Source organism: Pelomonas sp. Root1237 (assembly GCF_001425055.1).
Taxonomy (GTDB): Bacteria; Pseudomonadota; Gammaproteobacteria; order Burkholderiales; family Burkholderiaceae_C; genus Pelomonas.
This window is the reverse complement of record NZ_LMDK01000022.1, coordinates 19,638-33,257: the sequence shown is the minus strand read 5'-3', so window position 1 is coordinate 33,257 and position 13,620 is coordinate 19,638. Positions and strand designations below refer to the sequence as shown.

Annotated in this window: 9 protein-coding genes; 4 read left to right on the top strand and 5 right to left on the bottom strand. The window is 68.4% G+C overall.

Annotated elements, in window-relative coordinates:
- The first annotated feature begins 19 nt into the window (after positions 1–19).
- From ASC91_RS27790 to glcF, 3 genes are read left to right on the top strand one after another with little or no spacing between them, the layout of a single operon-like run.
- Positions 20–1,498 (top strand): FAD-linked oxidase C-terminal domain-containing protein, encoded by a 1,479-nt coding sequence (locus tag ASC91_RS27790; RefSeq protein WP_056205369.1) that lies wholly within the window; start codon positions 20–22, stop codon positions 1,496–1,498.
- Positions 1,495–2,565, top strand: a complete 1,071-nt coding sequence (gene glcE, locus ASC91_RS27785) for a glycolate oxidase subunit GlcE (RefSeq protein WP_056205368.1) — start codon at positions 1,495–1,497, stop codon at positions 2,563–2,565. The genes ASC91_RS27790 and glcE overlap by 4 nt, the downstream gene beginning before the upstream one ends.
- Positions 2,566–2,567: 2 nt before the next feature.
- Positions 2,568–3,815, top strand: a complete 1,248-nt coding sequence (gene glcF / locus ASC91_RS27780; protein ID WP_056205366.1) for a glycolate oxidase subunit GlcF — start codon at positions 2,568–2,570, stop codon at positions 3,813–3,815.
- A 798-nt stretch (positions 3,816–4,613) separates the two neighbouring features.
- Here glcF and ASC91_RS27775 read toward each other — a convergent pair.
- From ASC91_RS27775 to metK, 3 genes are all read right to left on the bottom strand, one after another.
- Positions 4,614–6,023 carry a DUF2130 domain-containing protein gene (locus ASC91_RS27775; RefSeq protein ID WP_056205364.1) on the bottom strand — a complete coding sequence of 470 codons (1,410 nt, stop codon included), beginning with the start codon at positions 6,021–6,023 and terminating at the stop codon, positions 4,614–4,616.
- 70 nt (positions 6,024–6,093) lie between these two features.
- Positions 6,094–7,635, bottom strand: a complete 1,542-nt coding sequence (locus tag ASC91_RS30845; RefSeq protein WP_056205362.1) for a methyl-accepting chemotaxis protein — start codon at positions 7,633–7,635, stop codon at positions 6,094–6,096.
- Positions 7,636–7,847: 212 nt separating this feature from the next.
- Positions 7,848–9,029, bottom strand: coding sequence for a methionine adenosyltransferase (gene metK / locus ASC91_RS27765; protein ID WP_056205360.1), 1,182 nt, complete (start codon positions 9,027–9,029; stop codon positions 7,848–7,850).
- A gap of 129 nt (positions 9,030–9,158) precedes the next feature.
- Here metK and ASC91_RS27760 point away from each other — a divergent pair, with 129 nt between their 5' ends.
- The gene (locus tag ASC91_RS27760; protein ID WP_056205353.1) at positions 9,159–10,022 is read left to right on the top strand and encodes a lysophospholipid acyltransferase family protein; all 864 of its coding nucleotides are present in this window, start codon (positions 9,159–9,161) and stop codon (positions 10,020–10,022) included.
- A gap of 4 nt (positions 10,023–10,026) precedes the next feature.
- On the opposite strand, the gene ASC91_RS29760 is transcribed toward ASC91_RS27760, so the two are convergent.
- Together ASC91_RS29760 and ASC91_RS30840 are read right to left on the bottom strand one after the other, a co-directional pair.
- Positions 10,027–10,902, bottom strand: a complete 876-nt coding sequence (locus ASC91_RS29760) for a PEP-CTERM sorting domain-containing protein (protein ID WP_056205352.1) — start codon at positions 10,900–10,902, stop codon at positions 10,027–10,029.
- A 106-nt stretch (positions 10,903–11,008) separates the two neighbouring features.
- Positions 11,009–13,603: an AAA family ATPase gene (locus ASC91_RS30840; protein ID WP_056205350.1), complete on the bottom strand. Its 2,595-nt coding sequence runs from the start codon at positions 13,601–13,603 to the stop codon at positions 11,009–11,011.
- Between the last annotated feature and the right edge of the window lie 17 nt (positions 13,604–13,620).

Genomic DNA, 13,620 nt, shown 5'->3' with positions numbered 1-13,620 from the left:
CAACTAAAGTGGGCCCGACATGAACGCCCCCGTCGACCTCGCCGCCCGCCGTGCCGCACTCATCGCGGCCCTGGCACCGTTGCTGCCGGCCCATGCCCTGCTGCACCAGGCCGAGCAGACCACGCCCTATGAATGCGATGGCCTGACCGCCTACCGCCAGCGCCCGTTGGCCGTGGCCCTGCCGGAGACCGAGGCCCAAGTGGCGGCTGTGCTGAAGGCCTGCCATCGTCTCGGTGTTCCGGTCGTCGCTCGCGGCGCGGGCACGGGCCTTTCGGGTGGCGCGATGCCGCATGAACTGGGCGTCACGCTGGCCCTCGCCAAGTTCAACAGGATCGTGTCGCTGGACCCGCTGTCACGCACGGCGCGCGTGCAATGCGGCGTGCGCAACCTCGCCATCAGCGAAGCCGCGGCGACTCACGGCCTGTATTACGCGCCCGACCCCAGCAGCCAGATCGCCTGCACGATTGGCGGCAACATCGCCGAGAACAGTGGCGGCGTGCACTGCCTGAAGTACGGCTTGACGCTGCACAACGTGCTGCGCCTGCGCGGCTTCACCGCCGAGGGCGAGCCCATCGAGTTCGGCAGCGAGGCCCTGGACGCGGCGGGGCTGGACCTGCTGGCCCTGGTGGTCGGCAGCGAAGGCATGCTGGCCGTCATCACCGAAGTCACCGTCAAGCTGGTGCCCAAGCCCATGCTTGCGCGCTGCATCATGGCCAGCTTCGACGACGTGCGCAAAGCCGGCGACGCGGTCGCGGCCATCATCGCGGCCGGCATCATCCCGGCGGGCCTGGAGATGATGGACAAGCCGATGACGGCTGCTGTGGAGGACTTCGTGCATGCCGGCTACGACCTGGATGCCGAGGCCATCCTGCTGTGCGAAAGCGACGGCACGCCCGAGGAGGTGGCCGAGGAGGTCGCGAAGATGGAAGCCGTGCTGCAGGCCAGCGGTGCGACGCGCTGCCAGGTCAGCGCCGACGAGGCCCAGCGCCTGAAGTTCTGGAGCGGCCGCAAGAACGCTTTCCCGGCGTCGGGCCGCATCAGCCCCGACTACATGTGCATGGACTCGACCATCCCGCGCAAGCACCTCGCCACCATCCTGCTCGACATCCAGCAGATGGAAAAGAAATACGGCCTGCGCTGCGCCAATGTCTTCCATGCCGGCGACGGCAACCTGCACCCGCTGATCCTGTTCGACGCCAACGACCCCGACCAGTTGCACCGCTGCGAGCAGTTCGGCGCCGAGATCCTGGAGCGCAGCGTCGCCCTGGGCGGCACGGTGACGGGCGAGCACGGTGTCGGCGTCGAGAAGCTCAACTCCATGTGCGTGCAGTTCAGCACCGAGGAGCGTGAGCAGATGCTGGCGTTGAAGCGCGCCTTTGACCCTGCCGGCACGCTGAACCCGGGCAAGCAGATCCCGTCCCTGAGCCGCTGCGCCGAATACGGCCGCATGCATGTGAAGCGCGGCCTGCTGGCCTTCCCGGAACTGGAGCGGTTTTGAGCTTCGCGGACCTGCAAGCCCGATTGCGCGATGCCCGCGAACCGCTGCGCATCCAGGGCCACGGCAGCAAGGACTTCTATGGCGAAGCGCCGCAGGGAGAGCTGCTGTCGACGCTGGAGATGAATGGCGTGACGGCCTACGAGCCCAGCGAGCTGTTTGTCAGCGCGCTGGCGGGAACGCCGATCTCCGATGTTGAAGCGCTGCTGGCGAAGCGCCACCAGCGCCTGGCTTTCGAGCCACCGCGCTTTGGTGGCAAAGGCACCGTGGGCGGCATGGTGGCTGCCGGCCTGTCAGGGCCGACGCGGGCGGCGCTGGGCTCGGTGCGTGACCATCTGCTCGGCGCCGTGATGATCAACGGCAAGGGCGAGCTGCTGAGCTTTGGCGGCACGGTCATGAAGAACGTCGCCGGCTTCGATGTCAGCCGCGCGCTGGCGGGGTCGCTGGGCGTGCTGGGGTTGATCACCGAGGTCACGTTGAAGGTGTTGCCGCTGCCGGCCGCGACCGCCACGCTGCGCTTCGACTTCGACCAGTCCGCCGCCCTGATGGCAATCAACCGCTGGGGCGGTGAGCCCCTGCCCATCGAGGCCAGTGCCTGGTGGGACGGTGCCTTGCTCGTGCGCCTGGCCGGCGCGAACGCGGCCGTTGAGGCCGCGGCACGCAAGTTGGGCGGCGATGTCATTCCGGGCGACATGGCCCAGCCCTTCTGGACCGGCCTGCGCGACCACAGCGACGAGTTCTTCATCGGCGCCGAGCGTGCGGTGGCGGGCGGCGCGCGGCTTTGGCGGCTGTCCCTGCCGAGTGCGACGCCCGAGCTCAAGTTGCATGGCGAGCAGCTCATCGAATGGGGCGGCGCGCAACGCTGGGTCGTCACGCCCATGCCGCCTGCCGGCGTGCGTGATGCCGCAGCAGCTGTGGGCGGGCATGCGACGCTGTTCCGCGCCCAGGACAAGGGCGTGGGCGTGTTCGCGCCGCTGAGCGCGCCGTTGGCGGCCATCCACAAGCGTCTCAAGGCATCCTTCGATCCACATGGCGTCTTCAACCCGGGCCGGCTCTATCCCGATCTCTGACCATGCAGACGACCCTCGCTCCCGAATTTGCCGGCACCCTGGAAGGCACCGAAGCCGAGGGCATCCTGCGCCGCTGCGTGCACTGCGGCTTCTGCACGGCCACCTGCCCGACCTACCAGCTGCTGGGCGACGAGCTCGACGGCCCGCGCGGCCGCATCTACCTGATCAAGCAGGTCATGGAAGGCGTCGAGCCGACGCGCGAGACCCAGCTGCATCTGGACCGCTGCCTGACCTGCCGCAACTGCGAGACGACCTGTCCGTCGGGCGTCGAATACGGCCGCCTGGTCGACATCGGCCGGCGCGTCGTCGATGCCAAGGTGGAGCGTCCCGGTGGTGAACGTCGCGTGCGCTGGCTGTTGAAGGAGGGGCTGACCTCGCCGCTGTTCAAGCCGGCGATGAAGCTGGGCCAGATGTTCCGACCCTTGGTGCCGGCGTCGCTGAAGGACAAGGTACCGGCCAAACCTCCGGCCACGGCCCATGACTGGCCGACACGCCAGCTCAATCGAAAGGTCGCGCTGCTGCTGGGCTGCGTGCAGCCGGCCATGGCGCCCAATATCAACAGCGCGACGGCGCGCGTGTTGGACGCCGCCGGCATCCAGACTGTCGTGGCCGACGGCGCGGGCTGCTGCGGCGCCATCCGCGAGCACCTGGGCGACCACGAGGCCGCGCTGGACGACATGCGTCGCAACATCGACGCCTGGTGGCCGCTGGTCTCGGGTCTCGGCGAGCGGGTCGAGGCCCTGGTGATGAACGCCTCGGGCTGCGGCGTCATGGTCAAGGATTACGCCCATCTGTTGGCCCATGACCCGGCCTATGCCGACAAGGCCGCGCGCGTCAGTGAAGTGACCAAGGACCTCAGCGAGCTGCTGCCCGAGCTGGTGCCTGCGCTGAAGAGCCGCCTCAAGGCCAAGCCAGGTTCGCTGGCCTATCACCCGCCCTGCACGCTGCAGCATGGCCAGAAGCTCAAGGGCGGCGTGGAAGGCGCGCTGCGCGACCTTGGCTTTCGGATCGACTGCGCGCCGACCGACAGCCATCTCTGCTGCGGCTCCGCCGGCACCTACTCGGTGCTGCAGCCCGAGCTGTCCAAGCAACTGCGCGACCGCAAGCTCGCAGCGCTGGCGCCGCTGCAGGCCGAACAGATAGTTTCAGCCAACATCGGCTGCATCCAGCATCTGCAGAGCGGCACGACGCACCCGGTGCGGCACTGGGTCGAAGTGTTGGACGACGCGCTGAGGGGGGTGAGCGGGTAGGTGGTCGAGTGAGCTTGCTGTGGGTGCAGTGGGTCAGCCAATGACGGGTGTCGACCCAAAGCGGTCCTACGACTCAACCGATTCAACGGCAGCAGCAGTCGTTCAGGCCGCAGGTAGCGGATCTCTTCCCGGTCGCATCCTTACCGGCGTCTAAGGCGAGCAAGAACGCGAGCTTGGTCGGGAATGGGATAGCTGTCCGCTGAGCACGCCCGAACGGAATTCCTCTTGTTGTCGCGCAGGTAGAGGACTCGTCGTGTACCGACGGACACTCGCACGCCGCTGCCGCAGCATTGCACGGGCGTATCCGTTTCTACGGTAGTTCCCGGAAGGCTGCCACCCTTCCAAGTTTCCAAGACATGCCAGTGCACGACCTGCCGAAGATTTGGGTCGTTTTCGGGGTCGTCGTCCGGGGGAGTCCTTGGCTCGAAGAGCCGAGCTACGAATTCAACTTCACCAACTCGCCTGTCGCCGATCGAAAAGAACTCGTCGATATCAGCTACCTCGGCCATCACCACGGTGTCAGAGGCGCTCCAAGCGCGTCGAACTTCAGCGTCCACGTCCATCAAGGAGGGCGGCGGGCACAAACTCGCATATGCCGTACTCAGCGATGCACAGGCGGCGATGACAGTGAAAGCGATTTTCACCTGGAGTGCCTTCTGGGCAGAACACGTGCGCTTGTCGTCATAGAGCTTCCGTAGTTAAATCTTTAGCGTCAAACTACTTCAAAGCAGACGTCCGCGAAAGACTGCTGATGGCCGTCCCGCGCCATTCGTTGCCGCTACCCGTAGACCTTTCAGCTCACAAATCACTTGCCCCGCCGGAGCTATTCAGTTCGTCGAACTTCGCGGCCATCGTCGGGTTTCCGCGCGTGAGCTTCTTGATCGTGACGTCCTGCGCCTTGTCGTTCGCAAGCCGGAGACTGCGCACGGTGCTGAGAAGAGCGTCCTTCGTCTTCTGCAAGTGGTTAATTGACTTGTCGATTTCGTCAACCGCCGTCTGAAAGTGTCTGGAAGCGAGGTCGTAGTCCCTAGCGAAGGCCGTCCTAAACGTCTCAAGCTTCCCCTCGAAGTTTGTGATGTCGATGTTCTGTGCCTTAACCAAGGCCAACTCTGTTTTGTAGGTCAGCGAGTTCATGGCCGCGTTGCGCAGCACGGTGATGATCGGGATGAAGAACTGCGGGCGTACGACGTACATCTTGGGATGCTTGTGAGAGACGTCGACGATGCCCGTGTTGTAGAGCTCGTTTTCCGGCTCCAACAGGGACACCAGCACTGCGTACTCGCAGCTCTTCTCATTGCGGTCCTTGTCCAGTTCTTTAAGGAAGTCCTCATTGCGGCCCTTCGATGCCGTACGGTCGCTCTCGTTCTTCATCTCGAACATGATCGACACGATCTCCGTCCCGGCATCATCCGATTCTCTGAACACGAAGTCGCCCTTGCTGCCAGTGCGTGCGTCGTTGTCTTTCTCGAAGTAGGCGCGCTGGAACGCCGTCGCTCGCAAGCGGTTGAACTCAATCTCGCAATGCTGCTCTAGGGTCTCGCCGACCATCTTGGTCGACAGCTTGGCCTTCATGTCGCGCAACCGTTCGATCGCGTCGTCACGGTCCTTGATCTGCGTTTCGTACTTGTCCTTGAGCGACTTTTCGGCCAGCTCCTTTTCGAGGGCCGCTCGGTCCAGGGCACCTTTAAGGGCGTCGCGTTCTTTCTCGACAGAGCCCACCGCTTCTGTGACCGCCAAGGTCCTGGCCATCTCGGTGGCCTGGAGCTGCGCACGTAGACCTTGAATCTCGGCGTCTTTGGTGGCGGCCGTGGCCTGCAACTCTTGGAGCTTTTGGAGTTCGGCGAGCTGGGCCGCCGTCTGTCTGTCACGCGCAGCCTGCTCCAGGGAGTTCTTGAGCTGGTCGCGTTCTCTCTCCAGCCCACTGATTGCTTCTTGCACTGCCATCCTGCGCTCAACGTCGACCGCTTCGAGCCTGGCCGTGAGATCCTGAATGGCGGAATCCTTGTGCGCAGCGGCTTGCTGCAAGGTGGCGGTAACGCGAGCCTCGGCCAGCTCGACCGCTGTGCGCTTATCCGTCTCCGCTAGCGCGAGACGTTCGTGAAGCTGCTTGTCGAAGTCCTTGTCGCGTACTTGCTTCAGGATGTCCGCATATCCCGCCTCATCCACCTTGAACGCCGTGTGGCAGTGCGGGCAAATGATGTCGTGCATGTTTGTGGTTCGTCCTGTTTTCCGTTCTAGATGTCGTCTGAGGGCACCGAGCCGACGCCCCGCCTTCGTCCTAGACGCGGAAAGTCGATACCAGCTTCACCAGCTCGTCCGCCTGCTGCTTCAGGCTCTCCGCGGCCGCGGCGCTTTCCTCGACGAGGGCGGCGTTCTGCTGCGTGGCCTGGTCCATCTGCGTGATGGCCTGGCCGACCTGGCTGACGCCGGTGCTTTGCTCGCGGCTGGCCGAGCTGATCTCGCGCACGATCTGCGCGACGCGGCCAATGGCAGTCACGACTTGCGCCATCGTCTCGCCGGCCTTGTTCACCAGCACGGCGCCCTGCTCGACGCGCTCGACGCTGTCGCCGATCAGGCCCTTAATCTCCTTGGCCGCGTCGGCACTGCGCTGGGCCAGCATGCGCACCTCGCTGGCGACGACGGCAAAGCCGCGCCCTTGCTCGCCGGCCCGTGCGGCCTCGACCGCGGCGTTCAGCGCCAGGATGTTGGTCTGGAAGGCGATGGCGTCAATGGTGCCGATGATGTCGCCGATCTTGCGCGAGCTCTCTTCGATGCCTTTCATGCGCTGCACCGCCTCGCCGACGACTTCGCCGCCCTGGCGCGCCACCTGGCTGGCGTCACGCGCGAGCTTGTCGGCCTCGCCGGCGTTGTCGGCATTGAGCTTCACGGTGGCCGACAGCTCCTCCATCGACGCCGCCGTCTCTTGAATGGCACTGGCCTGCTGCTCGGTGCGTGCCGACAGGTCGTTGCTGCCATGCGAGATCTCGGTGCTGGCCGTCGCCACGCCGCTGGCGTTCTCGCGCACCGAGCCGACGAGATGGCGCAGCGCCTGCTGCATCTGTGCCAGGGCCTGGGTCAACTGCGCGGTCTCGTCGCTGCCCACGCTGCGGATGTCGCGCGACAGGTCGCCATGCCCTACCTCTTCGGCTTCGTGGATGGCCTCGCGCAGCGGGCCGACAACGGAGCGCGTGATCAGCCAGGCCGCCGCGATGCCTACGCTGAGGCAGGCGATGGCGATGACGAGCATGATCATCTGGGTGCGGCGCGCCTCCTCCATGACCTGCTGGGTCTCGAGGCGCACGCGCTCGCCCTGGAAGTCGGCCATGCGGCTGATGGCCGCGACATAGGCCTCTGAGGCCGGCCGCATCTTGCCCTCCAGCGTCTGCAGCGCAGCGTCGGCTTCGCCGGCCTTGAGCTGGGCGAAGACCTGGTTGCGGATATCGACGTAGGCCTTGCGGGCATCGGCGATCTCCGTGAGCAGGGCCTTGTCGCGCTCGGTGTCCACCGCCTTGGTGAGGCTCTCCTGCAGTTCGGTGATCCTGGCACTCGTCGTCTTGATGATCGGCGAGAAGAACTCCGCCACGGGGCCCGAGCCTCCGGCGCGCGCGACGGCGTCGGTGCGCGTGACGTTGAGCTGGGTCGCCGTACGCCAGTCCTGGGCGAAGTCCTGGCGATGCTGCAGTTCCACCAGCAGGTCGATGTGAGGGCCGACGGCGCCGATCTGCCGGTAGCTCACGCCCAGGGCCACCGCCAGCAGCAGCAGCACGAGGCCGAAGCCCAGGCCCAGCCGGGTCCCGATTCGCATGGATTGCATGTTCATCACCGCCTCCAGGTTGATGGCGCGGCGGGCGGCTGTGATCGCGCACCCTGCCGGTGCGTTGACTCTACATGTTGACGGATGTGGCGGCGCAAAGGAAAACACCGCCTGGAGGGCGGTGTTGGTTCGGTGGCCTTGTGGTCTTCGCTCACGTCGCAAGCGACATGAGCTTCGCCCCAAAGCGGCTTCGGTCGCTGGCGCGCTGCTGCCAGGCCTTACAGCCCGGCAGCAGCGCGCAGCGCTGCCGCTTTGTCAGTCCGCTCCCAAGTGAACTCCGGCTCTTCCCGCCCGAAGTGCCCATAGGCCGCCGTCTTGGAATAGATCGGGCGCAGCAGGTCCAGCATCTGGATGATGCCCTTGGGACGCAGGTCGAAGTGCTCGTTGACGAGCTTGGCGATCTGGTCGTCGGGGATGACGCCGGTGCCTTCGGTGTAGACGGTCACGTTCATCGGCCGGGCCACGCCGATGGCGTAGGCGACCTGGATCTGGCACTGGCGCGCCAGGCCGGCGGCGACGACGTTCTTGGCCACGTAGCGGGCGGCATAGGCGGCCGAGCGGTCGACCTTGGACGGGTCCTTGCCCGAGAAGGCGCCGCCACCATGCGGGCAGGCGCCGCCGTAGGTGTCGACGATGATCTTGCGGCCGGTCAGGCCGCAGTCGCCCTGCGGGCCGCCGATGACGAAGCGGCCGGTCGGGTTGATCAGGTACTTGGTGTCGGCGCTGATCCATTCCTTGGGCAGCACGGGCTTGATCAGCTCTTCGCGGATGGCTTCGTAGAACTCGTCCGTCATGCGGTCGCCGAGCGAGTACTCGGGCGCGTGCTGGGTGGACAGCACGACGGTGTCGATGCTGTGCGGCTTGCCGTCCACATAGCGCATCGTGACCTGGCTCTTGGCGTCCGGGCGCAGGAAGGGCAGGCGGCCGTCCTTGCGCAGCTGGGCCTGGCGCTCGACGAGGCGGTGGGCGTAGTAGATCGGCGCGGGCATCAGCTCGGGCGTCTCGTCGCAGGCGTAGCCGAACATCAGGCCCTGGTCGCCGGCACCGGTGTTCAGATGATCGTCGGACGCATGGTCCACGCCCTGGGCGATGTCGTTGGACTGCTTGTCGTAGGCGACCAGCACGGCGCAGCCCTTGTAGTCGATGCCGTACTCGGTGTTGTCGTAGCCGATGCGCTTGATGGTGTCGCGTGCGACCTGGATGTAGTCGACGTGGGCGTTGGTCGTGATCTCGCCGGCGAGAACCACCAGGCCGGTGTTGCACAGCGTCTCGGCGGCCACGCGGCTGCGCGGGTCCTGCTCGAAGATGGCGTCCAGGATGGCGTCCGAGATCTGGTCGGCCACCTTGTCGGGGTGTCCTTCCGAGACGGATTCAGACGTGAAGAGGAAATCGTTGGCCACTTTTAAACTCCGGTTGCTTCATTGGCGGCGTCGCCGTCGCTCCTGGAGGTGCGGCGAACGCTTTAGCGGGATTTGTGAATCGCCCCGCAAGTAGTTCAGTAACTCGGCGATCTGCGAAGTATAGGAAATATGGGTTGGGTCTTTCGCTTGCTGTCCCGGCTGCCCCTGGCGCTATTGCACGCTTTGGGAGCGCTGCTGGGTTGGGTTGTCTACTTCGCCTCGGGGACCTACCGGCGGCGTTTCCAAGCCAATGTGGCCCAGGCCGGCGTCGCCTGGAGCGAGGCGCGGCCCGCGATTGCGGCCGCCGGGCGCATGGCGGCGGAGCTGCCCTGGCTCTGGGTGGCTACCCGCGGCAAGCCGCTGGGCGACAAGCTGCAATGGGAGGGCGGCGAGCTGATCACGGCCGCCCTGGCCGAGAAACGCGGCCTGGTCATGCTGACGCCCCACATGGGCTGCTTCGAGATCTGCGCCCAGGCCATCGCCGAGCGCTTCACGACGCCCGAGTCACCCATCACCGTGCTGTACCGCCCGGCGCGGCAGGCCTCGCTACGCGAGGTGATGGCCGGCTCACGCGAGCGGCCCGGGCTGGCCACGGCGCCGGCGTCGCTGGCCGGCGTGCGCCAGATGATCCGCGCGCTGCGCAAGGGCGAGGTCATCGGCCTGCTGCCCGACCAGGTGCCACCCGATGGCCTGGGCGTGTGGGCGCCTTTCTTCGGCAAGCCGGCCTACACGATGACGCTGGCCGCCCGCCTGGTGCAGCAGACGGGCGCGTCCCTGCTGCTGATCTGGGGTGAGCGCCTGCCCGGCGGTGAAGGCTTCGTCGTGCACGTGCTGCCCGCGCCGGCCATCCCTGCCGAGGCGAGCAACGAGGCTGCCGCAGCGCTCGTCAACGGGGCCATGGAGAGCCTGATCCGCCGCGCGCCGGGGCAGTATCTGTGGGGCTACCACCGCTACAAGCAGCCGCGCGGCCTGGACATCGGCGCGGCACCTTAGTCCCTCAGCGTCGTTCCCGCCGCAGGCGAAGCAGCGCGATCAAGCCGAGCGACAACAGCAGCGCCGTCGATGGCTCGGGCACGGCAGTCACCAGCAGGCCGGGGTCGCCACCGGTGATGGCCGTCAGGCGCAGCGTGTGCGAGGCGTCGGCCAGCACATCGGTCGTGTCGTAGGTCATCTGCACGCTGGCGCTGAGCTGGCTGATGAGGACGAAGCTCGCGCCGGGGTCCACCGTGATGCTGACCGAGAAATCACCGCCGAAGGCTTGCGGGTTGTAGAGCAGGCCCACACCGCTGTGGCTGCTGTAGCCGAAGTCGATCAGGCCGACCTCGAAGGACGGGTCCTGGCCGGTGTAGATGGCCGCTGATCCGAAGGCGCTGGCCCGGGTGCTGCTGAGCGTGCCGTCGACCTGGAAGTCGAAGTGGTAGGTCGTCGTGCTGGCGCCGAGGTAGTGGTAGGTCTGCTGGGTGCGCGCGACGGCGCTGGCGGCATAGAGGTCGATGCCGATCTCCAGTTGCGCCGGGTCGGCGAGGATGACGACGGGCTCGTTGTCGGCCCGCGCATAGGCGCCCAGCAGCGGTGTGGCCAGGGCGCCCTGCAAGGCGGCGCTGGCGTGGTACTCCACGCCGCCGCCCAGGCTGTAGCCCGCCGTGTTGGGGTCGCCCACGGGCTGGCCGAGGTAGTCCACCTGGGCGGCGAGCGGGCCGCTCTGGCTTTGCACCGGGTTGCCGGTGAGGCCGAGCTGGAAATGCGGGCAGGTGCTGCAGCCGATCTGGAAATCGCCCCGAGCGGTGCCGCTCGCGGTGGCAAGGCCAGCCTGGCCCCAGGCGGCGCCGCTGGCGAACAGGGCGAGAGCAGTGAGCAGCGTGCGGATCTTCATGACAGGTCTCCCTTGCAAAGGCTGTGCGGGCCGGTGGCCCTGAATGCAAGGCTAGAGGGCGAGGCGCGGCGCCACTGCGGCGGCGTTACCCGGATTTGGACGCGCACTACTCAGATTTCGCGCGCTGGATGGCGTCCTGGCGTGTCTTCACCCCCAGCTTGAGGAAGACGGCGGCGACATGGTTCTCCACCGTGCGCTCGGAGCGGTGCAGCGTGGCTGCGATGGCGCGGTTGCTGTGGCCCTGCACGAGCAGCTCCAGGATCTCGCGCTCGCGTCCGGTCAGGCCCAGCGGGTCCTGCCGGGCATGGCCGTAGCGGCCGCGCCCCACGCCGCTCACGCCCACGCGCCGCAGGCGCCGGCGCGCGTACTGCGCGGCCAGCCCGGCGCCCAGCCCTTGAAGGCGCTGCAGTCCGTCGGCAATGGCCTCGGCATCGCCCCACAGCAGTGCCAAGGCCTGCTGGTAGGGGCAGCCCACCTCGCCCCAGGCCTGGCTGGCGGCGCGATGCTGGCCGCTTGCCTCCAGCGCGCAGGCCGCGGGCGCGTCGGCGGCGAGGGCCTGCGGCTGGCCCAGGCGCGTCAGCCACACCTGGACCTGCGCCCGCCGCCACGGCCCCAGCCGCGCGGCCGCTCTGGCCAGCGCTTCTTCCGCCAGCTGTCGCGCCCGCCCCGCCGGGCCCGACAAGGTCGAGAGTTCCACCTGCTGCACATCCACCGACATGAACCAGGGCCACACCGCCAGCTGCCGCCGTCCACTGGCCAGCTCCTGCCAGTAGGCCAGCGCACCCGGTTCCCCTCGGCGGGCCGCCTGCAGCGCAAGCAGATGGCCGACCTGCTCGCGTTGCAGCTCGTTCAGGTCAGGGCGGGCCTGGAGCTGGCGCAGGCCCGCCTCGCCGGCCGCCCAGTCGCCGCGCGCGATGTCGCCGCAAGCCTGGCGCACGCGCAGCGGCACGGCGAACAGGTCCAGGTCGCGCGCCTCGCAATACGCCAGCCCGGCCGTGCACAGGCGCTCCAGCTTGTCGTAGCGCGACGCGACCAGTGCGGCCGAGGCGAGGTTGGTCCAGGCGCGCGCGGCCAGTTCCTCCCGACCATCGGCCAGCGCCTGTTCGAGCGCGGCGTGCAGCTCGACCGTGCCCAGCCCCTCATCCGGCCCGCCCAGCCGCGCCGAGGCCAGCGTGATACGCGCGCCGAGGGCGCCCGCCGGGTCGCCGAGGCGGCCGAACAAGGCCAGGGCCTGGGCGGCGCCCGCCAGCGCCGCGCCGGTGTCGTCGTCCAGCAGATGCAGCTGGGCGTGGTTGGCCAGCGCGTGGGCCAGGGCCGGGCTGTCGGGGGCGTGCTCGTGCAGCAGGGCGATCGCGGCCTCGGCATGGGCCAGGCCGGCGCTGGCGCGGCCGCGCGTCCATTCGATGCGCGCCAGCAGGCTCAAGTGCTCGGCCCGGGCCAGCGGCCGCGCGCCGGCCAGGCTCAGCGCCAGGGCTGCGGCCTGCGCGGCCTCCTCGACCTGGCCGGTCAGCAGGCATTCGATCGCCTGGGCGCGCGCCAGCGGCTCGACCTGCACGGCAGGCAGTTGTGCGGCGCGGCGCAGCGCCAGGCCGAACAGGGTCGCGGCCTGGCGGTGCGCGCCCGAGGCGGCCGCCAGTTCGGCGGCGCGCGGCGCCAGCCGGGCCACGGCATGGTCCAGGCCGGCGTGCTCGGCGTGATGCACCAGCCGCGCCGGTGCCGCGCCGCGCTCGCTCAAGGCGTCGAACACGGCGGCATGCAGGGCCGCGGCGCGGGGCCCCAGGGCTTCCAGCACGGTCAGCCGGGTCAGCTCGTGCGCAAAGCGCAGGCAATCGCCACCGGCCTGCAGCAGGTCACTGGTGACGACTTCGGCCAGCGCCTCGGGCTCCAGGCCGCAGGCATGGGCCAGCACGGCGGTCTCCAGCGGCGCGGGCGAGACGCTGGCCACATTGAGCAACTCGCGCGCCGGTGGCGACAGCCGCGCCACGCGCGCCAGCAGCGCGTCCCGCACCGACACCGGCAGGCCCTCGGCCAGCGGCGCGGCCAGCAGCTCCGTCACGAAGAAGGGATTGCCGCCGCTGGTCTCGAACAGGCCCGCGGCCGGGCGGCCGGCGCGGGCCGCCAGCGTGGACACGGCTGCGCGGCTCAGCGGCGCCAGGCTGAGGCTGCGCGCGCCCTGGCCGGCCAGGCCCGCGAGCGCCGCGCGCAGCGGGTGGGCCGGGCCCAGTTCGCCGCCCCGCCAGCTCAGGCACAACAGCACCCGGGTGCCGGCGATGCGCCGGGCCAGGAAGCGCAGCAGGTCCAGCGTGGCGCCGTCGGCCCAGTGCAGGTCCTCGAACACCCAGACCCGCGGCCGGCGCGTCAGGCGCGCCACCTCCAGCAGGGCGGCAAACAACTCGGCGGCCGGTGCGCTGCGCCGCAGCAGCGCCGCGATCTCACCGGGTAGTCGCGGCAGCATGTCCAGCAGCGGCCCGAGCGGCAACGGCGTGATCAGCGGCTCGCAGGCGCCCCAGGCCCATTCGATGGCGCTGCCGCCGGCGCGTTCCGCGGCACGCAGCAGCCGCGTCTTGCCCATGCCGGCATCGCCTTCGAGCAGCACGCAGCGGCCCTGGCCTTGTGTCGGGTCGGCCAAGGCGGTCAGGTCGGCGCGCAGGCCTGCGAGCGCGGCATCGCGCTCCAGCAGCGGCGGCTCGAGCAGTGGCATGGCGCCAAGCTTGCGCC